This is a genomic window from Streptomyces sp. NPDC042100, assembly GCF_055582325.1.
This window is the reverse complement of sequence record NZ_JBVJDK010000022.1, coordinates 55037-79110: the sequence shown is the minus strand read 5'-3', so window position 1 is coordinate 79110 and position 24074 is coordinate 55037. Positions and strand designations below refer to the sequence as shown.

Here is a 24074-nt window from a genome sequence, read left to right as displayed (position 1 = left end):
GCGTGCACAATGAGGGCGTGAACGAGCAGATTCCCGTGGTGCGCGAGGTCGATCAGGGCCTCGCGCGGCTCATGCCCGACGTGGACACCGAGCGGGGCTGGCTGCTCACGGTCGACGGGGCGCCGCAGTCGTACGTCGACCTCGACGATCCGGCCCACCTGGAGTTCGAGTACGCGCAGCGGCTCGCCCACGTCGCCGACCACGCCGCCGAGGAGGGCGCCCCGCTCGACGTGCTGCACCTCGGCGGCGGGGCGCTCACCCTGCCCCGGTACGTGGCCGTGACCCGGCCCGGCTCCCGGCAGGACGTCGTGGAGTTCGACCGGGGGCTGCTCGCCCTGGTCGCCGAGCACCTGCCACTGCCCGAGGGCGCGGGGATCACCGTGCACGGGGCGGACGCCCGCGCGTGGCTGGAGGCGGCGCCCGACGCCTCGGCGGACCTGCTGGTCGCCGACGTGTTCGGCGGCTCGCGGGTGCCCGCCCATCTGACCTCGGTCGAGTACGCCCGGCAGGCCCGGCGGGTGCTGCGGCCGGGCGGCACCTACGCGGCGAACCTCGCCGACGGCGCGCCCTTCGGCTTCCTCCGGTCCCAGCTGGCCACCTTCGCGGCGGTCTTCCCCGAGCTCGCGCTCATCGCCGAACCGGCCGTCCTGCGCGGGCGCCGCTTCGGCAACGCGGTGCTGGTCGCCTCCGACCGGCCCGTCGACACGGCGCGGCTGGCCCGCCGCGCGGCGGCCGACGCCTTCCCCGCCCGCGTGGAGTGGGGCGAGTCGCTGGCCCGCCTGACCGGGGACGCCCGCCTGGTCCACGACGCGGACGCGGTCCCGTCCCCCGCACCGCCCGAAGGGGCCTTCGGGATCGGGTGAGCCCCTGGGGCCCGCCCCCGGTCCCCGCCGCCTCAGCCGGCCTCGTGCCGCTCGGGCGTCCCGGCCGGTACGGCCTCGCCGCCCGGAGCCTCGCCGCCCGGCGCCGGCCCGGCCTCGGTCCCGATCCCGGCCCCGGTCCCGGTCCCGGCCCCGGTACCGGCTCCGCTCCCGGCCCCGGCCTCCGGCTCGGGGGACCCGGAGACCCGCTTCGTCCGGCGGGTCAGGTGCCGTACGTCCGGTACGAGCAGCACCAGCGCCGTGACCACCACGATCAGCGCCGCCGAACCCCACAGCGCGTTGCTCCGCCCGAAGACGCCCTCCGCCGGGCCCGCGAGCGCGGTGGACAGCGGGAGCATCGCGGTCGAGCCGAACCAGTCGTACGCGGAGACCCGGGACAGCTTGTCCTCAGGGATCTCCTGGTGCAGCGCGGTCATCCACGAGACGCCGAAGACCTCGATGGCCACGCCGCTGACGAACATCGCCGCCGACAGGCCGACCACGTCCAGGGGCACCGCGAGCGCCGCCGACGGCAGCGCGATGGGGAACACGCACACGGTCCCCACCAGCAGCATCCGGCGCGGTTTCCAGCGGATCATCAGGAGTGCGCCGGAGACCGTCCCGACCCCGAACGCGGCGAGCGCCAGGCCCCACGGCCGCGCCCCGCCGAGCTCGTCCTGGGCGACCAGCGGCCCGTACACCGACTCGGCCGCGCCGACCAGCGCCACCACGATGGAGAACTGCGCGACGATCGCCCAGAGCCACGGGCGGCTCGCGAACTCGTCCCAGCCCTCGCGCAGGTCGGCGAGGAGCCCGCCGCCCGCCCCGCGCTCGGGGATGTGCGTGACGTCGAGGAAGGCGCGCAGCGCGCCCGCGAGGGCGAAGGCGACCGCGTCGACGGCGAGCACCCAGCCGGGGCCGACGGCGGCGATCAGCGCGCCGCCGAGCGCGGCGCCGCCGATGCCGGCGCCGTGCATCGCCATCCGGAAGAGCGCGAAGGCGCGGCTGACCTGCTCGCCGCTGACGCTGGACATCAGCATCCCCTCGGCGGCCGGGTTGAAGAAGGCCTGCCCGGTGCCGCACAGGGCGGTCAGCAGCATCATGTGCCACAGCCGCGCCTCGCCGGTGAGGACGAGCACGGCGAACACGGCCTGGGACACGCAGTTGAGGGCGTTGGCCGCGACCATCACCCGGTGCCGGGGCACCCGGTCGGCGACGGCCCCGCCGATGAGCAGGAAGAGCACCAGCGGCAGGGTGCGGGCCATGGCCACGAGCCCGACGTCGCCGCCGTCGCCGCCGGACTGGATGACGGCGAACGCCGCCGCGATCAGGGCGCCGTGGGTGCCCAGGTTGGTGATGATCGCGGAGGCGGTCAGCAGCAGGTAGTTCCGCCCGGCCCAGCCGGGGACGCGCGCGCGGTTCAGGACGACTCCGGGGGCTCCGGGGCGAGCCGGACGGTGGTGAGGATCTGCTGGATCGTGGTCTCGGGCAGCTCCTCCTTCACCCCGGCTGCGGCGTACAGCACGAAGGAGGAGAAGTCGCCCTTGCTGTTCTTGAAGGAGAACGCGATCGACTTGCCGTCGGACTCGCACTTGTTGCGCTTGGTGGTGCCGGGGGCGGTGGCGGTGGACATGCTGCCCTTGAGGCCGGACTTGGTGGTGTACGGCACCGACTTGGTGATCTTGATGGTGCCCTTGGGCATGTGCTGGGCATAGCCGGCCCACACCCAGTTGCCGGCCTCGTTGTAGGCGGCCTCGTCGGTGTTCTTGGCGCCCTGGCCGCCCTTGGTGCCGGCGGTGCTCAGGCCCCAGGTCTCCTCGGTGCCGTTCTTGTCGGTGTCGAAGGTGCACCAGTTGCGCTTGAAGTGCGCGGGCGAGGACATGGTGACGACGGGGGAGCCGTCGCCCTTCTTCTCGTCCTCGAAGAAGGTGATCATGCCGGGCTTCGACACCTCCCACTCGGGCGGTACGTCGAAGAGGGTGCCGTACTTCGGGTTGTAGACGACCTTCCAGCCGGGGATCACGGGCTGGTGGTCGGCGGCGTCGCGCGGGTTGTCGAGCGGCGGGGCCGAGGAGGTGGCGGGCGCGGAGCTGGACTTGACCGGCTTCGGGTCGTCCGCCTGGTCCTTCTTGCCGTCGTCCTTGCCGAGGACCAGGTAGCCGGCGACTCCGGCGGCGGCCAGTACGGCCACGGCGGCGACGATCGCCACGACGGTGGTCTGCTTCTTCTTGCCGCCGTCACCGCCGCCGGGCGGGACGGGGCCGGGCGCGGCGTACTGCGGCACGGTCGGCTGCTGGTACGGGCCGGGCTGCGGCGGCTGCCCGTACGGCGGGTTCTGCTGGCCGTAGCCGGGCTGCGCCGGCGGCTGCTGGTACGGGTTGGGCTGCTGGTACCCCGGCTGCGCGTAGGGGTTCGGCTGCCCGTAGCCGGGCTGCCCCGGCTGCGCGTACGGGTTCTGACTCTGGTCCTGCGGGTTCTGCTCGCCCCCGGGCGGCTGCTGTCCTGGCCACATGGCTGGTAACGATAGAGGGGTGGCACCGGCCCGGCTACGGCCGCCCCCGTGCGGGGATGGCGAAGACTGCTACTCGTGGGTAACATCACGGGTCATGAGCGCAGACCAGATGACCGTCGGCGAGATGCTCGCCGCCACGGTGCCCATGGCCCGGACCCTCAACCTGGAGTTCCTGGAGACCACCGCCGAGCGCGCCGTCGTGCGCCTGCCGGACCAGGCCGACTACCACAACCACGTCGGCGGCCCGCACGCCGGCGCCATGTTCACCCTGGCCGAGTCCGCCAGCGGCGCGATCGTCCTCGCCGCCTTCGGCGACCAGCTCGGCCGCGCCGTGCCGCTCGCCGTCAAGGCCGAGATCGGCTACAAGAAGCTCGCCATGGGCGTCGTCACCGCCACCGCCACCCTCGGCCGCCCGGCCGCCGAGGTCGTCGCCGAGCTCGACGCCGGACAGCGCCCCGAGTTCCCCGTGCGGATCGACATCACGCGCGAGGACGGCGCCGTCACCGGCGAGATGACCGTCGTCTGGACCCTCCGCCCGAACGCCTGAGGCCCGCCGGGGGCCTCCGGCCGGTGTCCTGAGGTCCCCGGAGCCCCCGCCTCGATCTCCGAGGCCTCCCGGGAGCCCCCGCCTGGACGCCTGAGGCTCCCCGGGATCCGCCGCCCGTCCGGCGGATCCCCGGCACGGCGGCGCGGAATCCGGGGCACCGTCACGCATCCTGCGATCAGCGCATGATCGCAGGAATCGTGCCGGCCCGAAGGAGCGCCGCCGTGCCCCGAACCCACCGCGACGGTGCGCGCGGAACCGCCCCGGCGCCCCGCGCCCTCTCCCGGCGCAGCCTGCTGGCCGCCCTCGCCGGAGCCGCCGCCCTGACCGCCCTCGCCCCCGGCACGGCCCGCGCCCTCGCCGCCCCGGCCCCGCCCGGCCCCGCCGCCCCCGCCCGGCCCAGCGCCCGGGTGCGCGAGCTCCTCGCCCGGCTCACCCTCGACGAGAAGACCGCCCTGCTGCACGGCGCCGCCGACCCCGCCGGCCTCGGCCAGGCCGGCTACGTGCCCGGCGTCCCCCGCCTCGGCATCCCCCCGCTCCGGCTCGCCGACGGACCCGCCGGCGTCCGCGTCGCCCGCCCCGCCACCGCCCTGCCCGCCCCCGTCATGCTCGCCGCCGCCTTCGACCCGGGGCTCGCCCGTGCCTACGGCCGGGTCATCGGCCACGAGGGCCGCGCGCTGGGCCAGGACGTGCTCCTGTCGCCCATGGTCAACCTGATCCGCACCCCCTACGCGGGCCGCAACTTCGAGACCTTCGCCGAGGACCCGCTGCTCAGCGCCGACCTCGTCGCCGAGGAGATCCGCGGCATCCAGGACGAGGGCCTGATCGCCACCGTCAAGCACTTCGCCCTCAACAACCAGGAACGCGACCGGGAGACCGTCGACGTCCGGGCCGGCGAGCAGACCCTGCACGAGACCGAGCTGCGCGGCTTCGAGGCCGCCGTCGCCGCCGGTGCCGGCGCCGTCATGGCCGCGTACAACAAGGTCGACGGCGTCCACGCCACCGAGCACCGCGCCCTGCTCACCGACGTCCTGCGCACCCGCTGGGGCTTCGAGGGCTGGGTCGTGAGCGACTGGGAGGCGGTCCACTCCACCGCCGCCCTCACCGCCGGCTGCGACATGGAGATGCCAGGCGGCACCCACTACGGGGCCGCCCTGCGGCGTGCCGTCGACGACGGGCGGGTCGAACGCTCCGTCGTCGACGGCGCCGTCGCCCGGATCCTCTCCGTACGCGAACGCTTCGGCCTCCTCGACGAGGGCTCCGTCCGCCCCGAGCGCGACACAGCCGCCGGTGCCCGCCTCGCCCTGCGCGTCGCGACCGCCGGGGCCACCCTGCTGCGCAACGAGGCCGGCGCCCTGCCGCTGACCGGCGCCGCCGCCCGCTCCCTCGCCGTGATCGGCCCCACCGCCGCCGTCCCCTTCGTCAGCGGCGGCGGCAGCGCCCACGTCGTCCCCGACACCGCGGCCGCCCCGCTCGACGCGCTGCGCGACCGGGCCGGGCCCGCCGCCACCGTCACGTACGCCCTCGGCGAGGACCCCTACGGGCGCCCGCTGCCCGCCACCGCCCCCGCCCGGAACCTGGACGCCGTCGCCGTCGCCGCCGGGGAGACCTGGCACTACGAGGGCACCCTCACCACCGGCGCCGAGGACCGGGACTGGAGCTTCTTCGTCCACCACGACGGCGAACGCCCCCGCGTCACCCTCGACGGCACCGAGCTCTTCCCGGCCGGCACCGGCGTCGCCGAGTACTTCACCGGCGGCTTCGTCTCCCGCGCCGCCGACGGCCTGCGCCTGCGCCGCGCCGACCGCCGCCTCGCCCCCGGACCCCACCGGCTCACCGTCACCGCCCGCGGCGGCGCCGGCGGACAGCTCTTCCGGCTCCGCGCCGCGCACGACACCAGCCGCGCCGCCGACCTCGCCGACGCGGTCGCCGCCGCCCGCGCCGCGCACAGCGTGGTCCTCTTCGCCTACGAGGACGCCACCGAGGGCCGCGACCGGGCCACCCTCGCCCTGCCCGGCCGCCAGGACGCCCTGATCGCCGCCGTCACCGCCGCCAACCCCCGCACCACCGTCGTCCTCAACACCTCCTCCGCCGTCACCATGCCGTGGCTCGCGGACACGGCGGCCGTGCTCCAGATGTACTACCCGGGCCAGGAGGGCGCCGCCGCCACCGCCGCCGTGCTCTTCGGCGACGCCGACCCCGGCGGCCGGCTCACCCAGACCTTCCCCGCCGCCGAGGACCGCCACCCCACCGCCGGGGACCCCGCGCGCTACCCCGGCAAGGACGGCACCGAGACGTACGCGGAGGGCGTCCACGTCGGCCACCGCTGGTACGACGCCCACGACGTGACCCCGCTCTTCCCCTTCGGCCACGGCCTCTCGTACACCCGCTTCGACTACGACGGCCTCCGGGTCACCCCCACGGGCGACGCGCGCGACGCGCTCGACGTCTCCTTCACCGTCACCAACACCGGCACCCGCGCGGGCACCGAGGTGGCCCAGGTCTACGCGGGCCCCTCACCGGACCTCGCCGCCCTCGGTGTCGACCAGCCGCGCCGCCTGCTCGCCGGCTACCGCAGGCTCGCCCTCGCCCCCGGCGAGCGGCGCCGCGTCACCCTCCGGATCGCCGCCCGCACCCTCTCCTCCTGGGACCCCGCCCGGCACGGCTGGGTGCTCGGCACCGGCCGGCGAGCGCTGTGGGCCGGCGCCTCCTCCCGGGACCTGCGGCTGCGGACCGAGGCCCCGGTCGGCACCCCGTGACCGGGTAGGCTGCCGGGGTTCGGACGCCGACAGGGGAGAGGAACCCGCGTGCACGTCCAGGAGTGGCTGGAGACGATCCCCGCGGTCGCCGTCTACGCGCTGGTCGGGGTGGTGATCGGGCTGGAGAGCCTGGGCATCCCGCTGCCCGGCGAGATCGTCCTCGTCAGCTCGGCGCTGCTCGCCTCGCAGCACGGCGAGATCGACCCGTACGTCCTCGGCGCCTGCGCCAGCGCCGGTGCCGTCATCGGCGACTCGATCGGCTACGCGATCGGCCGCAAGGGCGGCCGGCCGCTGCTCGCGAAGCTCGGCCGCAGATTCCCCAAGCACTTCAGCGAGGCCAACATCGGGCTCGCCGAGCGCTCCTTCGAGAAGTGGGGCATGTGGGCGGTCTTCTTCGGCCGCTTCGTCGCCCTGCTGCGGATCTTCGCCGGACCGCTCGCGGGCGTGCTGCGGATGCCGTACTGGAAGTTCCTCATCGCCAACGTCTTCGGCGGCATCCTCTGGGCCGGCGGCACCACCGCCGTCATCTACTCCGTCGGCATCGTCGCCGAGGCCTGGCTCAAGCGCTTCTCCTGGCTCGGCCTGGTCCTCGCGGTCCTCATCGGCCTCGCCTCGATGCTCATCCTGAAGAACCGGGCCAAGAAGGCCGCCGCCGACGCCACGGCCCGCGCCGAGGCCGCCGCGGCCGTCGCGGCCGTCGCGGAGTGACGCCCGGGGGACCCGGGGGAGTCCCCCCGGGTCCCCCGGAAGAAAGAGGAAAGGAGCCGAGCCGTGCTCGACAGGTACGACGGCGCCCACGGCGACCACTGCCGGTCCCACCTGTGCTGCCGCTGCCAGCAGCGCCCCTGGTCGACCCGGATCGGTGACGAGCGGCTGTGCGGCATGTGCGCCGCCTGCTGCGTGGACTGCGGGCGGGCGCCCGCGCCGCACCTCGACGGCCTCGACAACGGGCTGTGCGCCGACTGCCGGGGCCGGTGCGGGCGCTGCGGCGGCCCCGTCCCGGCGGAGGGCGCCTGCCGCTGCCGCACCTGGAAGCGGGGCCCGGGCACCGACCCGATCGGCTTCATCATGCAGGGCTTCCCGCAGCCGCTGCTCCAGGCGCTCGGCCACCGCCTGCCGCGCAGCCTGCCCGAGATCCTCGCCGACGAGCTCGGCCACCGGACCCCGGCCCAGCTCCTCGACCGCGTCGAGCGCCGCTGGCACACCCGCTGGTCCCACGCCATCCACGAGCGCGACGAGGACAACCGGCGCCGCTGGGCGCCGCAGGAGATCGCCGAGTTCCTCGTCGGCCGGGGGCCCTGCCCGAACCCGGCGTGCGAGGACGGGCGGCTGATCCACGACGGCGGCCCCTGCGGCTACTGCCGGCAGCCGGAGCACCGCTTCGTCCCGGGAACGGCGGAGACCACCGCCACCAGCGAGTACGCGCGCCGCACCGCCGCCGAGATCCGCCAGGCCCTCGTCGCGGGCCGCACGGGACGGAAGAAGCGGCCGGGGCGGGTCTGAGCCGGGGCGGGCACGGACCAGGCGGGCACGGGCCGGGGCGGGCACGGATCAGGCGGGCCCGGACCAGGACGGGACCCCGGGCCCGCGCCGCGTTCCCGCTCAGTCCTCGCCGAACGCCTCCGCGTGGGCCTTCGCCAGGTGCAGGTACATCTCCGCGTTGAGCCGGATGCCCGCCCGCTCCTCCTCGGTCAGCGGGCGCCGGACCTTCGCCGGGACCCCCGCCACCAGCGAGCCGGGCGGCACCTCCATGCCCTGCGGCACCAGCGCCTGCGCGGCGACCAGCGAACCGGCGCCGATCCGGGCGCCGTTGAGGATGGTGGCGCCCATGCCGACCAGCACGTCGTCCTCGATCACACAGCCGTGCACGGTCGCGTTGTGACCGATCGTCACCCGCGCGCCGACCGACACCGGAAAGCCCGGGTCGACGTGGACCGTGCAGTTGTCCTGCACGTTCGCGTCCTCGCCGATCTCGATCGGCCCGCAGTCCGCGCGCAGCACCGCGTGGTACCAGACGCTGGCCCGGGGCCCGAGGCTGACCTCGCCGAGGACCACCGAGGTCGGGGCGGTGAACGCCGTGGGGTCCACCCGAGGCTCCTTGCCGCCCACGGCCCTGATCAACGCCTCTGTCATGACTCGCTCCTGCTCGCTCGCTCCGTCGGTCGCGCCTTGCCCGGAAGCGTAGCCGCGACCCATGACGGACATCACAGCGCACCGCACTGATCAGCGACGACACCGCCGACTACGGTGACCGGATGCCCCGGAACAGAAACACGTTCTCCTCGCTCGGCGCCTGGCGCCGCAGGACCGTCGCCCGCGCCCTCCAGGGCGCCTGGCGCCGGGTCCAGCAGGCGGGCGCCGTCACCGCCGAGCACCCGGGACGGCTGCGCTTCCGCCGGCTCGGCGAGGGCACCCGGCTCGCCTTCCCGCAGGGCACCGTCTTCGGCGAGCGCTGGATCGAGATCGGCGGCTGCTGCATCATCGCCGAGCAGGTCACGCTGACCGCCGGGATGCTGCCGGACCTGGACCTCGGCGAGGACACCGTGCTGACCCTCGGCGACGGGGTCGTGCTGGGCCGGGGCAGCCATGTGATCGCCGACGCGCCCATCACCATCGGCTCCGACACCTACTGCGGGCCGTACGTCTACATCACCTCGACCAACCACAGCTACGACGACCCGGACGTGCCCGTCGGGCGCCAGTGGCCGCGCTCCGAGCCCGTCGTCATCGGACCCGGCTGCTGGCTGGGCACCGGCGCCGTGATCCTGCCCGGCGCCCGGATCGGCCGCAACGTCGTGGTGGCCGCCGGGGCGGTCGTACGGGGCGAGGTGCCCGACCACGCGGTGGTCGCGGGCGCGCCCGCGAAGGTGGTCCGCTCGTACGACCCGGACAAGGGCTGGCAGCCGCCGCTGCGCACGCCCGCGCCGCGCGCGATACCCGCCGGCATGACCGCCGAGCAGCTCGCGGCGCTCGCGGCGCTCGATCCCGACCAGCTGAACGATCTGGCCGAGCTGGAGAGCTGAAGCTCCGTCATGAAGGTCTGAACGGGTTCGAATTCAGTTGCGTCGTCCCCCGACGCCGCTGTTACGATCCGATTCCGGGCGGGGGCGGCCGGAGGGGGCCACGCGGTGTCCGCGCGGAACGATGGCGCCCATGCCGCTCGGTTGGTTCATGGAGGGGTAGTTCCTTGCATATACGTACTCATGGCGTGCTGGCTCTGGCCACCGCCGCCGCCGTCTCCGCCGGTCTCTGTACCGCCCTCGCCACGCCCGCCTACGCGGCCGGCACCCAGGCCGCGGGCGAGGTCGTGATCCCGAACCCCGGCCGCTTCGTGCCCCGGAGCGAGCAGCTCGGCCAGGTCGGCGCCACCGGCTACGCGCACCGGCAGGAGGGCGGCAACGGCTGGGTGTGGACCGACACCGCGAGCGGCACCGACGCGCAGATCACCCAGGAGCAGGCCACCAAGGGCCACTCCGGGCTGTACGCCGAGATCGAGGCCGACCCGGCCGTGACCGCCGACCGCGTCAAGGTCAAGGACCTGGCCACCGGTCAGCCGCGCATGGACGTGATCGTCCCGCAGGACCGGAAGTTCACCGGCGCCTTCGCCGCCGACACCGTGGTCACCGCCACCACCCGCCCCGGCGGCGCCTACCTCGACGCCCTCCAGCTGATCCGGGTCGTCGACGGCACGCCCACCGAGCACGCGCTCCCCGCGCTGCCCGAGGCGTTCGCCGAGGTCGACGTCCTCCAGCAGGATTCCCGTGGCGCCCTGCTCCGTTTCAACCGCGAGCCCGGCCAGTCCGGCGTCGACTACCTCCTCGACTACGCGACCGGCTCGCTCAAGCCGACCGCCAAGGGCGGCGAGGGCGTGCTCGTCACCCTGGGCGCCGACCGCATCGCGTACTACGACACCTTCGGCTACAAGATCCTGACCGCTCCGCGCACGGAGCCGAAGCAGACCACCGAGACGAACGCGCCCTCGCTCCAGGACACCTGGGACGCCAAGGTGGCGCTCGTCGGGGACTGGTTCCTCATCGCCGAGCAGCCCTCCCAGAAGGTGGAGGCCACCACCACCGGGCACCCGCTGAAGGCCGTCCGCGTCGGCACCGGCGAGGTCCGCGACCTGCTCCCGCACGCCGCGGCGCAGCTCGCCACGGCCCCCGACGGCAGCGTCCTCGCCGTCGGCGGGACCGGCGCCGACGCGTGGGGCGTGCACCGCGTCACCGTTGGCGAGGACGGCGCGCCGAAGCTCGCGAAGGTCGCCGCGGTCCCGGCCGCGAAAGCCCGCTACGGCGGCCTCGCCCTGGGCGGCGGCCGGCTGAACCTCCTCGGCGACAGTGTGTCCGGCATCGACACGCTCGGCCTGTACGACGTCGACACCGACCTGGCCGCGACCCCGCCGACCGCGGGCGACGCGCGGCTGCGCGCCCGGGTCACCGCGCCGAGCTCGCCCGGACTGGTGGCGCTCGGCGACGGCGACTCCGCGTACGTGGACAACCGGCGGATCACGGTCCCCACGGGCGCCACCACCCGCCGCACCGCCGACCTCCCGGTCGCGAACGCCACGCCGGTCGACGGCGCGGGCCGCTACGTGCTGGCCCGGCGGGACGGCGTCTCGTACGTCGCCGACCTGGAGAACGACGGCAGCACGGCGACCGACGTCCGGCACACGGTCGACGGCGCGGCGGCTCTGTGGGGAACCAAGGTCTGGAAGGCAGGCGGTAGCGCGGGCCAGGTCGTCGCGTACGACCTGACGGCGGGCACCACCTCCGCCGCCGTCGACCTGGGCTCGCACTGCACGCCCACCGAGCTCCAGGCCGTCGACCGCTGGCTCTACTGGGCCTGCGGCGCCGACAAGGCGGGCGTCTACGACCAGGAGCGGCGCGAGAGCGTCGAGGTCCCGGCCGGCGAGGCCCTGCTCGGCGACGGCTTCGTGGTCCGTCACGAGGGCGACCGGCTGAAGCTCACCGAGGCGGCCTCCGGACAGACCCGCGACCTGGCCGACCTCCCGGCCGGCATGGGCTCGGGCCGGGGCTCCACCTGGACGGTCGACAAGTTCGGCGGCGGCGTGGCCTTCGTCGACGCCGAGAAGAACGTGCGCGTCACGAGCGCCGGGGTGGCGGGGCAGCCGCTGACCGGGCTGGCGCACACCGTGGGCGAGGTCACCTTCCCCGGCCCCGGCGTCGAGCCGGCCGCCTCCTGGTCGCCGGTCTTCCGCTTCTCCAAGCCCGTCTCGGGCGCCTGGCAGCTGCGCGTCCAGACCCTCGACGGCAAGGCCGTGCGCACGGTCGACGGCACCGGGAGCGCCGGTGCCGCCCTGCGGCCCGCCTGGGACGGCAAGGACGCCCAGGGGCGCGGCGTGGTCTCCGGCACGTACACGTGGGAGCTGACCGTCCGGGCCCACGACACGGGCGAGACCTCGACGTTCCGGGGAGAGGACCTGAAGGTTCGGGGCAGCTCCCTCACCACCCCGCCCGCCACGTTCGTCCCGCTGACCCCGACCCGGGTCATGGACACCCGTACCGGGCAGGGCGGCCAGACGCTGACCCAGGGCATGACGTACTCCCTGGGGGTCGCCGGCATGGCCGGCGTCCCGAAGACCGGGGTCACCGCCGTCGTCCTGAACGTGACGGCGACCAAGCCGACCGCGGGCGGCTTCGTGTCCGTGTTCCCGGGCGGGACGGAGCGCACCAGCGCGTCCACGCTCAACTTCACGGCGGGCCAGACGGTTTCCAACCTCGTCACGGTGCCGGTCAACGAGGGCGAGATCGGTTTCTACAACCACCTCGGGAACACCGACCTGATCGCCGACGTCGCCGGCTACTACACCCAGGGCGGCGGCACCACGGGCTCCACGTACGAGCCGGTGGCCCCGAAGCGCCTGATGGACACCCGCGACGGCACCGGCGTGCCGAAGGCGAAGCTCCAGGCGGGCGGCACGGTGACCCTCGCGGTGACCGAGCCGGGCGTCACCGCCGTCGCGCTCAACATCACGGCGACCAACGCGACCGAGGCGAGCTTCCTCTCCGCCTACCCGTACGGCACGGCCCGCCCGAACGTCTCGAACGTCAACTTCGAGGCGGGGCGCACCGTGCCCAACATGGCGGTCGTGCCGGTCAAGGACGGCAAGATCACCTTCTACAACCGGGCCGGCTCGGTCGACGTGCTCGCCGATGTCGCCGGGTACTTCAAGGAGGGCTCCGGCGCGCTCTTCACCGGCATGCAGCCCAAGCGCCTGATGGACACCCGCAACGGCACCGGGGTGGCCAAGGCCAAGGTCGGCGCGGGCCAGACGGTCAGCCTGACCGTGGGCACGAAGTACAAGGCGGTCGTGCTCAACGTGACGGCGACCAACGTCACCGCGTCGAGCTTCGTCTCCGTCTACCCGTACGGCACCGCCCGCCCGTCCGCGTCGAACCTCAACGTCGTCGCCGGGCAGACCGTGCCGAACGGGGTGATCGTGCCGGTCAAGGACGGCAAGGTGACCTTCTACAACCACAACGGCTCGGTGGACCTCATCGCCGACGTGACGGGTTACTACACCGACTGATCCCCGATCGCCTGGTCGGCTGGTCGCCTGATCGGCTGGTCGACTGGTCACCCGCCGGTTCCCGGACCGGCGCCGCAGGGCCTCATGATGGACGCCATGGACGACGAACGGCGTTTTCAGGAGGCCCTGCGGTCTCTGCGCGTATGGGACACCGAGCTGCCCGCCTTCGACCCGGCGGACGTGCCGGAGGATCCGGTGGCCCTCTTCCGCACCTGGTTCACGGACGCGGTGGAGGCCAAGGCGGTCGAGCCGCACACCATGACGCTCGCGACCGCCGACACGGACGGGCGGCCCGACGTGCGCACGGTCATGCTGCACGGGGCGGACGCCCGGGGCTGGCACTTCGCCTCGCACGCGGGCAGCGCCAAGGGCCGTCAGCTCGCGGCCCGGCCTGAGGCGGCCCTCGGCTTCTACTGGCCGGTGCGGGGCCGTGCGGTACGGGTACGGGGCACGGTGGTGACCGGGACGCCCGAGGAGGCGTACGCGGACCTGCACCACCGCACCGCCGGGGCCCTCGCCTCCGCGCTGGTGGGCCGGCAGAGCGAGCCGCTCGGGTCGCTCGACGAGCTGGCGGAGGCGAGCGCCGCCGCCTGGGACCGCGCCCTGCGCGAGCCCGAGGCGCACGCGGACAGCTGGACGCTGTACGTGGTGGAGCCGGCCGAGGTCGAGTTCTTCCAGGGCGACGCCCAGCGCCGCCACGTACGCCTGCGCTACCGGCGGGACCGGGCGGGCGGGACGGGCGGCTGGGAGCGCGAGCTGCTCTGGCCGTAGGACCCGGACGGGCGGCGGCGTCCCGCGCGGGACGACGGCCGCGTCCCGCGCGGGACACCGACGTCGTCCCGCGCGGGCGCGCGGTCACCCCGTGGCCAGCAGGACCGTGCCCACCAGGGCCAGCCCCGCGCCCGCCGCCTGGACCGCCCGGAGGCGCTCCTTCAGCACCCCGCGCGCGGCGAGCGCCGTGACGACGGGGTAGAGGCTGGCGAGGACGGCGGCCACTGTCACCGGGCCGCTCCGCGCGGCCAGCGCGTACGTGCCGTTGGCGGCGACGTCGGCCAGGCCCACGAAGGCCAGCGCCGGGAGCGCGGCGAGGACCGCGCGGAGCCCGCCGCCGCCCTCGGGCAGCGCCCGGCCGCCGCGCCGGACGGAGAGCCACAGGGCGCCGCCGCCGACGGCCACGTTGGTCACGCGCTGCACGAAGAGCGCGAGGAAGAGACCGGTCAGGGTCGTGGACGCCTCGGCGATCAGGGCCATCACCGCGCCGAAGCCGAAGGCGGCGACGAGCGTCAGCAGCACCGCCCGGCGCTGGACGGGCGCGCCGCGCAGCTCGGGTCCGCCCGCGAGGACGACGCCGAGCACGGCCACCGCGATCCCGGCGAACTGCGCGAGCCCGGGGCGGTCGCCCAGGAGCAGGCCCACGGAGACGGGGACGACGACGCCGAGCGAGCCGAGCGGCGAGACCACGCCCATCGGGCCGAGGGCGAGCGCCTTGTAGAAGGCGAACATGGCCGCGGGGCCCACCACGCCGGCCGCGACCGCGTACCAGAGCAGGGGGCCGGCCTCGTGCCAGGCGCCGGTGGCGAGCACGAGGGCGCCGAGGACCAGCACGGCGAGGCTCTGCGAGACCACGACGACCGTCAGCGCCGGGAAGCGCCGGGTGAGCAGTCCGCCGCCGAAGTCGGCGAGGCCCCAGAGCAGGCTGGTGGCCAGGGCGAAGACGGCCGTCAGGGCGGTCATGCGGGGTTCCTCGCAGTACAGTGCAGTGAACAATCGGGTGCACCACACGGTAGTGCAGCATATTGAACTCTGTCATCCAAAATATTGGACGGAATGTGTCGGACCTCGACCAGCTCACGCAGTCGCTCGCCCGCAACCTCAAGCGCTGGCGCAACGAACGCGGCTTCACCCTGGACGCCCTCGCCGCCCGCGCGGGAGTCAGCCGGGGAATGATCATCCAGATCGAGCAGGCCCGCACCAACCCCAGCGTCGGCACCACCGTGAAGCTGGCCGACGCCCTCGGCGTCTCCATCACCACCCTCCTCGACTACGAGCAGGGCCCCCAGGTCCGCCTCGTCCCGCCCGGCCAGGCCGTCCGCATGTGGTCGACCTCCACCGGCAGTCACACCACCCTGCTGGTCGGCACCGAGGCCCGGGGCCCCCTGGAGCTGTGGTCCTACACCCTGATGCCGGGCGACGGCACCGCCTCCGACCCGCACCCGGACGGCACCACCGAGCTCCTGCACGTCACGGCCGGCACCCTCACCCTCGTCGTCGAGGGCGTGGAGCACGCCCTGCCGGCCGGCACCTCCGCCGTCTTCGAGGGCAACGTGCCGCACGCGTACCGCAACGACGGCGAGCGGACCGTCGAGATGACCCTGGCCGTCTCCATCCCGCCCGTACGCTGAGACGAACGAACGCCCGGCCGGGCCGACTTGTTACCGTGCCCGCCATGCGCGCACCCATCGGAGACTTCGACGACGCCCGGCCCGCCCCCGACCGCCTGGACCTGCTCACCGCACCGGTCGCCGCCGCCGTCCGCGACTGGAGCGGCGCCGTCGCCGCCGAGCGGATCCTCTACGTGGACACCGACCCGGCCATCGCCGACACCGCCGTCTTCGTCGAGCACCACGGACGCGAGCTGCTCGGCACCTCCGCCAACTGCGTGATCGTCGAGGGCAGGCGCGGCGACACCGCCACCCTGGCCGCCTGCGTGGTGCGCTCGGCGGACCGGGTCGACGTGAACGGCGCCGTCCGCCGCGCGCTCGGCTCCCGCAAGGTGCGCTTCGCCGCGCGGGACGTCGCGACCGGCGACACCGGCATGGAGTACGGCGGGGTCACCCCCGTCGGCCTGCCCGCCGGCTGGCCGGTGCTGGTCGACGCCGCCGTCGTGGACCTCCCCTGGGTGCTCGTCGGCAGCGGCCGCCGCCGGGGCAAGCTGATCCTCCCCGGCAAGGCCCTCGCGGAGCTGCCCGGCGCGGTCGTCCTGGAGGGCCTCGGCGTCACGCCGGAGTGACGCCCGCGGAGGCCGACGGGGCGGGCGGGCCGGGCGCCCACCCGGCCGCCGGGCTCAGCGCCCCGGCGGCCGGCCCGCCGGGCTCGTCGCCCTCGGCCGCCGGTCGCGCCGTCGCCACCGGCCCGCCCCGCCTCAGCCAAGCCGCGGGATCTCGATCGCCGGGCAGCGGTCCATGACCATGTCCAGACCGGCCTCCCGGGCCCGGGCGTACGCCTCCACGTCCACGACGCCGAGCTGGAACCACACCGCCTTCGCGCCCGCCTCGACCGCCTGGCCCGCGACCGCGCCCGCCAGCTCGCTGTTCACGAAGACGTCGACCACGTCCACCGGGAACGGGACCTCGGCCAGCGACGCGTACCCCCGCTCCCCGTGCACCGTCTCCGCCTTCGGGTGGACCGGCACGACCCGCTTCCCGAACCGCTGGAGCACCGCGGCCACCCCGTAGGCGGCCCGGCTCTCGTTGTTGGACAGGCCCACGACCGCCCAGGTGTCGCCGCTCTCCGTGAGGATCCTGCGGATGGTCTCCGGGTCGCCGTACATGCTCCGCCTCCGTGCCGCTCGTCTTCGGGTCTCTTCGCAGCCTGCAACCACGACCGGCGGGACGGTGTTCCCGGGCCGGGCGCTTAGGCTGGCGGGATGCAGGAGCAGTACCGCACGCTCGCCGCCGAGGGCGTCCACGAGTCCGAGATCAACCGATCGCGCTTCCTCTGCGCGCTCGCGCCCGTCGCGACCGAGGAGGAGGCGCAGGAGTTCGTCGCCCGGATCCGCCGCGAACACCCCACCGCCACCCACAACTGCTTCGCGTACGTCGTCGGCGCCGACGCCTCCGTACAGAAGGCGTCCGACGACGGCGAGCCCGGCGGCACCGCGGGCGTCCCCATGCTCCAGATGCTGCTGCGCCGTGAGATGCGTTACGTCGCCGCCGTCGTCACCCGCTACTACGGGGGCGTGAAACTCGGCGCGGGCGGCCTCATCCGCGCCTACGGAGGCGTCGTCGGCGAAGCCCTCGACGCGCTCGGCACCGTCACCCGGCACCGCTACCGGCTGGCCACCGTCACCATCGACCACCAGCGCGCGGGCAAGCTCCAGAACGACCTGCGGGCCACCGGGCGGACCGTCCGCGAGGTGCGCTACGGGGCCGAGGTCACCATCGAGATCGGGCTCCCCGACGCGGACGTGCCGCGCTTCACCGCCTGGCTCGCCGACGCCACCGCGGGCGCCGCCGGCTTCGAGCTCGGGGGCGAGGCGTACGGCGATGCCTGAGCAACGGCACCCCGCGCGGGGCCGGACCGCCGCCGCTGTCACACCCCACCGATACGCTCAGGGATCATGAGGCTTCTGCACACGTCGGACTGGCACCTGGGGCGGGCGTTCCACCGGGTCGCCCTGCTCGACGCCCAGGCCGCGTTCCTCGACCACCTGGTGGCGACGGCGCTCGACCGCGAGGTGGACGCCGTCCTCGTCGCCGGCGACGTCTACGACCGCGCCGTGCCCCCGCTCTCCGCCGTCGGGCTCTTCGACACCGCACTGCACCGGCTCGCCGACGCCGGGGTGCCGACCGTCATGATCTCCGGCAACCACGACTCGGCCCGACGCCTCGGCGTCGCCGCCGGGCTCATCGAGCGCGCCGGCATCCACCTGCGCACCGACCCGGCCGGCGCCGGCACCCCCGTCGTCCTCGCCGACGCCCACGGCGACGTCGCCCTCTACGGCCTGCCCTACCTGGAACCGGCTCTGGTCCGCGCCGAGTTCGGCACCGAGAAGGCCGATCACGAAGCGGTGCTCTCCGCCGCCATGGACCGGGTCCGCGCCGACCTCGCCACCCGCCCCGAGGGCACCCGCTCCGTCGTCCTCGCCCACGCCTTCGTCACGGGCGGCGAGCCCAGCGACAGCGAGCGCGACATCACCGTCGGCGGCGTCGACTCCGTCCCCGCCGGGGTCTTCGACGGCGTCGACTACGTCGCCCTCGGGCACCTGCACGGCAGCCAGGCCCTCACCCCCCGCATCCGCTACTCCGGCTCCCCCCTGGCCTACTCCTTCTCCGAGACCGGCCACCGCAAGACCATGTGGCTGGTCGACCTCGGCGCCGACGGCTCCATCGAGACCGCCGAGCGCGTCGACTGCCCCGTGCCCCGGCCGCTCGCCCGGATCCGGGGCCGCCTCGACGAGCTGCTCGACGACCCCACGCTCGCCCGCCACGAGGACTCCTGGCTCGAAGTCACCCTCACCGACCCGGTCCGCCCCGCCGAGCCCATGGCCCGCCTCTGCGAGCGCTTCCCGCACACGCTCCACCTGGTCTTCGACCCCGAGCGCGGCGAGGACGACCCGCTCCTGTCCTACGCCCTGCGCCTCCAGGGCCGTGACGACCGCCAGATCGCCGAGGACTTCGTCGCCCACGTCCGCGGCGGCAGCGGCCCCGACGGCGCCGAGCGGGCCATCCTGCACGGGGCCCTGGACGCCGTCCGCACCGACACGGCCGACCAGGAGGTGGACGGCCGGTGAGACTCCACCGCCTCACCCTCACCGCCTTCGGGCCCTTCGGCACCACCCAGGAGATCGACTTCGACGCCCTGTCGGCGGCCGGGCTCTTCCTGCTCCACGGACCCACCGGCGCCGGCAAGACCTCCGTCCTCGACGCCGTCTGCTTCGCGCTCTACGGGGCCGTTCCCGGCGCCCGCCAGACCCCCGGCACCACCCTGCGCAGCGACCACGCCCCCGCCGGCACCCCCACCGAAGTCGTCCTCGACCTCACCGTGGGCGAGCGGCGGCTGGAGATCACCCGCAGGCCCGCCCAGCAGCGCCCCAAGAAGCGTGGCGGCGGCTTCACCACCGAGAAGGCCCAGAGCCTGCTCCGCCACTACGACCCCGGGACCGGCGAATGGACCGGCCTCAGCCGCTCCCATCAGGAGATCGGCGAGGAGATCACCCAGCTCCTCGGCATGAGCCGCGAGCAGTTCTGCCAGGTCGTGCTCCTGCCCCAGGGCGACTTCGCCCGCTTCCTGCGCTCCGACGCCGAGGCCCGCGGCCGGCTCCTCGGCCGCCTCTTCGACACCCGACGCTTCGCCGCCGTCGAGGACCGCCTCGCCGAGCTGCGCCGCGCCGCCGAACACCAGGTCCGCGAGGGCGACGAGCGGCTGCTGGCCCTCTCCCACCGGATGGCCCAGGCCGCAGGGGACGGGACCGCCGGCGTCGAGGAGCGCCCCGGCGAGCCCGGCCTGGCCGAAGCCGTCCGCACCCGCGCCGCCCTCGCCCGCAGCGAGGCCCGCGAGCACCTGGACATCGCGGGCCTGCGGCTGGCCGCCGCCGAGCGCCGCGAGGCCGCCGCCCGCGCCGCCCTCGACGCGGCCCGCGAGCTCGCCGAGCGCCAGCGGCGGCACGCCGAGGCGGTCCGCCGCCGGGAGGAGCTCACCGCCCGCCGCCCCGCGCGGGACGCCTGGCAGCACTCCCTGGACCGCTCCCTCAAGGCCGACCGCGTCGCCCCCGCCCTCGACCTGCGCGAGGACGCCGCGCGCGCCCACCGCACGGCGGACGCCGCCCTCGGCCGCGCCCGCGCGGGCCTGCCCGCCGAGCTCGCCGAGGCCGGCGCCGAACAGCTCTCCGCCCTGGAGCGGCGGCTCCGCGAGGAGCTCGGCGGCCTGGAGTCCGCCCGCCGCGCCGAGCTGCGCGCCGCCGAGCTCGCCGCCGAGCGCGCCACCCTGGAGCGGGAGGCCCGCGCCGACGACGAGGCCCTCCAGGACGCCGCCGCCTGGCTCGCCGGCTGGGAGCCGCGCCGCGCGGAGCTCCAGCGGCGGGTGGCGGCCGCCCAGGACGCCACGGCCCGCGCCGAGCACCTCGCCGGACGGCTCGACCCGGCCCGTCGCCGCCTCGCCGCGGCCCGCCGCCGCGAGGAGCTGACCCAGGAGCTCGCCGTCGCCCGCGAGCGCCTCACCGCCGCCCGCGAGCGGCGCAACGCGGCCCACGAGAGCTGGCTGGACGTCAAGTCCCGCCGCCTGCGCGGCATCGCGGCCGAGCTCGCCGCCGCACTCGAACCCGGCGCCCCCTGCCAAGTCTGCGGCTCCGCCGCCCACCCGGCCCCCGCCCGCACCGCCGCCGGCCACGTGGACCGCGCCGCCGAGGACGCCGCGTACGCCGCCTACACCCGCGCCGACGAGGCCCGCACCGCCGCCGAGACCGCCGTCGCGGGCACCGCCCGGGCCCTGGACGCGGCGGCCGAGGAGGCCCGCGTCACGGACACCGCGGCGCCGTCCGGCGGCGGGACCGAGCACGGACCGAGCGTCGCCGGACTCGCCCGCGCCGTCGAGGAGCTGACCCGCGAGCACGCCGAGGCGCACGCCCTGGCCGCGCGGACCCACGCCGCCCGCGAGGCGCTGGACCGCGCCGAGCGGGAGTGCGAGGAGCGCCGCGCCGCCCAGCGCGAGGCCGAGCGGCGGGCCGCCGGCCGGACCTCCCGCCGCGAGGCCCTGGAGCGCCAGCACGCGGAGCTGGAGGACGAGCTCGCCCGAGGCCGAGGCACCTCCGGCAGCGTCGCCGCGCACGCCACGCTCCTGGAGCGGCGCATCGCCCTGCTGACCGAGGCCACCGAGACCGTACGGGCCGCGGAGCAGACCGCGGCCGCCCTCAAGCAGGCCGACGACCGGCTGGCCGACGCCGCGTTCCGGGGCGGCTTCGCCACCCCGGCCGAGGCCGCCGCCGCCCTCCTCGACGAGCCCGCCCGGCGCGGACTCCAGCAGCGGGTGGACACCTGGGACGGCGAGGCCGCCGCCGTCGCGGACCGGCTCGCCGAGCCCGCCACGGCCGCCGCCGCCGCGCTCCCGCCCGCCGACCCGGCGTCCGTCGGGGCCGCCCACGCCACCGCCGAGCGGGCGCTGCGCGGGGCCGCCGCCGCGCTCGCCGCCGTGCGGGAGCGGCGCGCCGAGCTGGCCCGGCTCTCCCGGCAGGCCGACACGGAGGCCCGTCGGCTCGGGCCGCTGCGCGAGGAGTACGAGCGGGTGGCCGGGCTCGCCGCCCTCACCGCGGGCACCTCCGCCGACAACGAGCGCAAGATGCGCCTGGAGTCGTACGTGCTGGCCGCCCGCCTCGAACAGGTCGCCGCCGCGGCCACCGCCCGCCTCCAGCGGATGTCCTCCGGCCGCTACACCCTGGTCCACTCCGACGCCCGCAGCGGCGGCCGGCGGGCCGGGCTCGGCCTGCACGTCGTGGACGCCTGGACGGGCAACGAGCGGGACACCGCCACCCTCTCCGGCGGCGAGACCTTCTTCGCCTCCCTCGCGCTCGCCCTCGGCCTCGCCGACGTCGTCACCGACGAGGCGGGCGGGATGCGGCTCGACACCCTCTTCATCGACGAGGGCTTCGGCAGCCTCGACGAGCAGACCCTCGACGAGGTCCTCGACGTCCTGGACTCGCTGCGCGAACGGGACCGCAGCGTCGGCATCGTCAGCCACGTCGGCGACCTGCGCCGCCGCGTCCCCGCCCAGCTGGAGGTCGTCAAGGACCGGCACGGCTCCGCGGTGCGGCTGCGCACCGGCGCGGAGGCGCTCAGCGGCTGATCGCCCGCCGGGGGAGCGGCGAGGAGTACACCACACTGGTGGTGACCGAGCCGAGCGCGCCCACCTTCCCGGAGATCTCCTCCAGGTGCTTCATCGACCGGGTGGCGACCTTGAGGACGAAGCAGTCGTCGCCCGTCACGTGGTGCGCCTCCAGGATCTCGGGGGTCGCCGCGACGAGGTCGTGGAAGGGCTTGTAGTTGCCGTGCGGGTAGCGCAGCCGGACGAAGGCCAGGATCGGCAGGCCCAGCCGCTCCTGGTCGATCACCGCCGTGTAGCCGGCGATGACGCCGGCCTCCTCCAGCCGCCGTACCCGCTCGGTCACCGCCGACGCCGACATGGACACCGCGCGGGCGAGCTCGGCGAAGCTGGCCCGGCCCTGTTCCTGAAGGGCGTCGAGGATCCGCCAGTCCGTGGCGTCCGGGATGTATCCGCTGGTCATGGGCGTGACCTTGCAGGGAAATCCCCGGGAGCGCAAGCGGCTTCCGGGGACTTCCCACGCCGTGGACGGTCCGCCCGGCGCATCGCGCTCAGAGCCGCGACAGCTCGTCCACCAGGTCGTCCAGGCCGAGCGGACCCTGCGACAGGGCGGCCATGTGCCACGCCTTGGCGTCGAAGGAGTCGCCGTGCGCGGCCTGCGCGTTGGCCCGGCCGAGCAGCCAGGCGCGCTCGCCCAGCTTGTAGCCGATGGCCTGCCCGGGCATCGACAGATAGCGGGTCATCTCGCTCTCCACGAAGGCCGGCGGCCGGCTGCTGTGCCGCTGGAAGAACTCCTGCGCCAGCTCCGGCGTCCACACCTCGCCCGGGTGGAAGGGGGAGTCCGCCGGGATCTCCAGCCGCAGGTGCATGCCGATGTCGACGATCACCCGGCAGGCCCGCATCATCTGGCCGTCCAGGTAGCCGAGCCGCCGCTCCGCGTCGCCGAGGAAGCCGAGCTCGTCCATCAGGCGCTCCGCGTACAGCGCCCAGCCCTCGGTGTTGGCGCTGACCTTGCCGATGGTGGCCTGGTAGCGGGAGAGCCGGTCGGCGACGTGCGCCCACTGCGCGATCTGCAGGTGATGGCCGGGCACGCCCTCGTGGTACCAGGTCGAGACCAGGTCGTACACGGGGAAGCGGGTCTGCCCGTCGACCGGCAGCCAGGTGCGGCCGGGGCGGGAGAAGTCCTCGGACGGGCCGGTGTAGTAAGGGGCGGCGGCGCCGCCGGGCGGGGCGATCCGGGACTCCACCCGGCGCACCCGGTCGGCGAGTTCGAAGTGGGTGCCGTCCAGGGACTTGATCGCCTCGTCCATCAGCTGCTGGAGCCAGGCCTGGACCTCGTCGACGCCCTCGATGTGGGTGCCGTGCTCGTCGAGGTGGGCGAGCGCCTCCCAGGGACCGGCGCCGGGCAGGATCCGCTCGGCCTCGCCCTTCATCTCGCCGAGCAGCCGGTGGTACTCGGACCAGCCGTACGCGTAGGCCTGGTCGAGGTCCAGGTCGGTGCCGTTGAAGAAGCGCGACCAGTGGCGGTAGCGCTCGCGGCCCACGGTGTCGGGGGCGTCGGCCACGGCCGGGGCGTACACGTCGCGCATCCAGTCCCGCAGCGCGGCGACGGCCAGGTCGGCGCCCGCGCCCGCGGCCGCCAGCTCCGCGCGCAGCTCCTTGTCGACGCGCTCGCCAGCGCCGGAGGCGAACTCCTCGAACCAGCCGTGCGGGGCGCCGTCCGCGCCGGTGCCGCCCGCGCCCGCCCACTCGGTCAGCTGGCCGATGAAGGTGGCGGTGGCCCGGGGGCCGCCGAGCATCCCGCGCTCCAGGCCGAGGGCGAGCGAGGCACGGTAGCCCTCGAAAGCACCGGGAACGGCCCGCAGCCGTCGCGCCACCGCGTCCCAGTCCTCCTCCGTCTCCGTGGGGAGCACGGTGAAGGAGATGCGCACGCTGTGGGCGGGCGAGCGCAGGTTGCTCACCGCGCACAGGCCCTCGTCGGCGTCGTGCACGATCAACTGGGCGTCCAGCCGCTCCCGCAGCAGCCGGGCGCAACGGCGCTCCGCCTCGTCCTCGGCGCCGGGCCGCCGCTCGGCCTCGTCGAGGAGGGCGAGGGTGCGGCGCGCGAGCTCGGCCATGGCCTCCTGGCCGGCGGGGGAGAAGTCGGGGAGACGCCCCGAACTCTCCTTGACTCCCAGGTAGGTACCGGTGATCGGGTCGAGTTCGATGAGCGCGTCGACGTAGTCGTCGGCGACCTGGCGGGGAAGCACGATGCTGGAAGTCTCTGGCATGAGGCTCATCCTCGCCCGTCCTTGCTCCCCGCGTCACCCTCAATCGA

At 75.3% G+C, this 24074-nt stretch carries 20 protein-coding genes; 13 read left to right on the top strand and 7 right to left on the bottom strand.

The genetic code is table 11. The features are described 5' to 3' along the window. Nucleotides 1-17: 17 nt before the first annotated feature. Complete coding sequence (locus ACZ6J5_RS33520) at nucleotides 18-863, top strand: spermidine synthase (RefSeq protein ID WP_469397702.1); 846 nt, start codon at nucleotides 18-20, stop codon at nucleotides 861-863. Between the two features lie 32 nt (nucleotides 864-895). Here ACZ6J5_RS33520 and ACZ6J5_RS33515 read toward each other — a convergent pair whose 3' ends face one another. Then, entirely contained in the window at nucleotides 896-2284 is a 1389-nt protein-coding gene (locus ACZ6J5_RS33515) for an MFS transporter (protein WP_469397719.1), read from the bottom strand. Beyond that, the gene (locus ACZ6J5_RS33510; protein ID WP_469397701.1) at nucleotides 2281-3372 is read right to left on the bottom strand and encodes a DUF8017 domain-containing protein; all 1092 of its coding nucleotides are present in this window, start codon (nucleotides 3370-3372) and stop codon (nucleotides 2281-2283) included. The genes ACZ6J5_RS33515 and ACZ6J5_RS33510 overlap by 4 nt, the downstream gene beginning before the upstream one ends. 109 nt (nucleotides 3373-3481) lie before the next feature. On the opposite strand from ACZ6J5_RS33510, the gene ACZ6J5_RS33505 reads away from it, so the two are divergent. The 4 genes from ACZ6J5_RS33505 to ACZ6J5_RS33490 all read left to right on the top strand — a co-directional run bounded on the left by ACZ6J5_RS33505 (nucleotide 3482) and on the right by ACZ6J5_RS33490 (nucleotide 8178). After that, on the top strand, nucleotides 3482-3919 hold the full coding sequence (locus tag ACZ6J5_RS33505; protein ID WP_469397718.1) for a DUF4442 domain-containing protein: 438 nt from the start codon (nucleotides 3482-3484) through the stop codon (nucleotides 3917-3919). 221 nt (nucleotides 3920-4140) lie between these two features. After that, complete coding sequence (locus ACZ6J5_RS33500; protein WP_469397700.1) at nucleotides 4141-6675, top strand: beta-glucosidase; 2535 nt, start codon at nucleotides 4141-4143, stop codon at nucleotides 6673-6675. A 48-nt stretch (nucleotides 6676-6723) separates the two neighbouring features. Beyond that, nucleotides 6724-7383: a DedA family protein gene (locus ACZ6J5_RS33495; protein WP_469397699.1), complete on the top strand. Its 660-nt coding sequence runs from the start codon at nucleotides 6724-6726 to the stop codon at nucleotides 7381-7383. 63 nt (nucleotides 7384-7446) lie between these two features. Beyond that, the gene (locus ACZ6J5_RS33490) at nucleotides 7447-8178 is read left to right on the top strand and encodes a hypothetical protein (protein WP_469397698.1); all 732 of its coding nucleotides are present in this window, start codon (nucleotides 7447-7449) and stop codon (nucleotides 8176-8178) included. Nucleotides 8179-8277: 99 nt separating this feature from the next. On the opposite strand, the gene ACZ6J5_RS33485 is transcribed toward ACZ6J5_RS33490, so the two are convergent. Further along, nucleotides 8278-8808: a gamma carbonic anhydrase family protein gene (locus tag ACZ6J5_RS33485; protein ID WP_469397697.1), complete on the bottom strand. Its 531-nt coding sequence runs from the start codon at nucleotides 8806-8808 to the stop codon at nucleotides 8278-8280. 122 nt (nucleotides 8809-8930) lie between these two features. Between ACZ6J5_RS33485 and ACZ6J5_RS33480 the strand changes: the two genes are divergently transcribed. The 3 genes from ACZ6J5_RS33480 to ACZ6J5_RS33470 all read left to right on the top strand — a co-directional run bounded on the left by ACZ6J5_RS33480 (nucleotide 8931) and on the right by ACZ6J5_RS33470 (nucleotide 13996). Next, entirely contained in the window at nucleotides 8931-9698 is a 768-nt protein-coding gene (locus ACZ6J5_RS33480) for an acyltransferase (protein WP_469397696.1), read from the top strand. A 185-nt stretch (nucleotides 9699-9883) separates the two neighbouring features. Then, nucleotides 9884-13225 (top strand): hypothetical protein, encoded by a 3342-nt coding sequence (locus ACZ6J5_RS33475; RefSeq protein ID WP_469397695.1) that lies wholly within the window; start codon nucleotides 9884-9886, stop codon nucleotides 13223-13225. Between the two features lie 96 nt (nucleotides 13226-13321). After that, entirely contained in the window at nucleotides 13322-13996 is a 675-nt protein-coding gene (locus ACZ6J5_RS33470) for a pyridoxine/pyridoxamine 5'-phosphate oxidase (protein WP_469397694.1), read from the top strand. An 84-nt stretch (nucleotides 13997-14080) separates the two neighbouring features. Here the strand turns inward: ACZ6J5_RS33470 and ACZ6J5_RS33465 are convergent, their stop codons facing one another. Further along, nucleotides 14081-14950: an EamA family transporter gene (locus ACZ6J5_RS33465; RefSeq protein ID WP_469397717.1), complete on the bottom strand. Its 870-nt coding sequence runs from the start codon at nucleotides 14948-14950 to the stop codon at nucleotides 14081-14083. Between the two features lie 104 nt (nucleotides 14951-15054). Here ACZ6J5_RS33465 and ACZ6J5_RS33460 point away from each other — a divergent pair, with 104 nt between their 5' ends. Then, on the top strand, nucleotides 15055-15627 hold the full coding sequence (locus tag ACZ6J5_RS33460) for a helix-turn-helix domain-containing protein (protein WP_469397693.1): 573 nt from the start codon (nucleotides 15055-15057) through the stop codon (nucleotides 15625-15627). A gap of 44 nt (nucleotides 15628-15671) precedes the next feature. Further along, nucleotides 15672-16235, top strand: coding sequence for a YbaK/EbsC family protein (locus tag ACZ6J5_RS33455; protein ID WP_469397692.1), 564 nt, complete (start codon nucleotides 15672-15674; stop codon nucleotides 16233-16235). Nucleotides 16236-16367: 132 nt separating this feature from the next. On the opposite strand, the gene ACZ6J5_RS33450 is transcribed toward ACZ6J5_RS33455, so the two are convergent. Continuing rightward, on the bottom strand, nucleotides 16368-16775 hold the full coding sequence (locus ACZ6J5_RS33450; protein WP_469397691.1) for a CoA-binding protein: 408 nt from the start codon (nucleotides 16773-16775) through the stop codon (nucleotides 16368-16370). A 96-nt stretch (nucleotides 16776-16871) separates the two neighbouring features. Here ACZ6J5_RS33450 and ACZ6J5_RS33445 point away from each other — a divergent pair, with 96 nt between their 5' ends. The 3 genes from ACZ6J5_RS33445 (at nucleotide 16872) to ACZ6J5_RS33435 (ending at nucleotide 21781) form a co-directional block, all read left to right on the top strand. Beyond that, the gene (locus ACZ6J5_RS33445) at nucleotides 16872-17498 is read left to right on the top strand and encodes a YigZ family protein (protein WP_469397690.1); all 627 of its coding nucleotides are present in this window, start codon (nucleotides 16872-16874) and stop codon (nucleotides 17496-17498) included. A gap of 66 nt (nucleotides 17499-17564) precedes the next feature. Then, nucleotides 17565-18737: an exonuclease SbcCD subunit D gene (locus ACZ6J5_RS33440; RefSeq protein ID WP_469397689.1), complete on the top strand. Its 1173-nt coding sequence runs from the start codon at nucleotides 17565-17567 to the stop codon at nucleotides 18735-18737. Beyond that, entirely contained in the window at nucleotides 18734-21781 is a 3048-nt protein-coding gene (locus ACZ6J5_RS33435; RefSeq protein WP_469397688.1) for an AAA family ATPase, read from the top strand. Before ACZ6J5_RS33440 ends, ACZ6J5_RS33435 begins: the two co-directional genes overlap by 4 nt. Here the strand turns inward: ACZ6J5_RS33435 and ACZ6J5_RS33430 are convergent. Together ACZ6J5_RS33430 and ACZ6J5_RS33425 are read right to left on the bottom strand one after the other, a co-directional pair. Next, nucleotides 21771-22220 (bottom strand): Lrp/AsnC family transcriptional regulator, encoded by a 450-nt coding sequence (locus ACZ6J5_RS33430; protein WP_362471633.1) that lies wholly within the window; start codon nucleotides 22218-22220, stop codon nucleotides 21771-21773. The genes ACZ6J5_RS33435 and ACZ6J5_RS33430 overlap by 11 nt on opposite strands. An 88-nt stretch (nucleotides 22221-22308) precedes the next feature. After that, nucleotides 22309-24027: a DUF885 domain-containing protein gene (locus ACZ6J5_RS33425; protein ID WP_469397687.1), complete on the bottom strand. Its 1719-nt coding sequence runs from the start codon at nucleotides 24025-24027 to the stop codon at nucleotides 22309-22311. Nucleotides 24028-24074 lie beyond the last annotated feature (47 nt).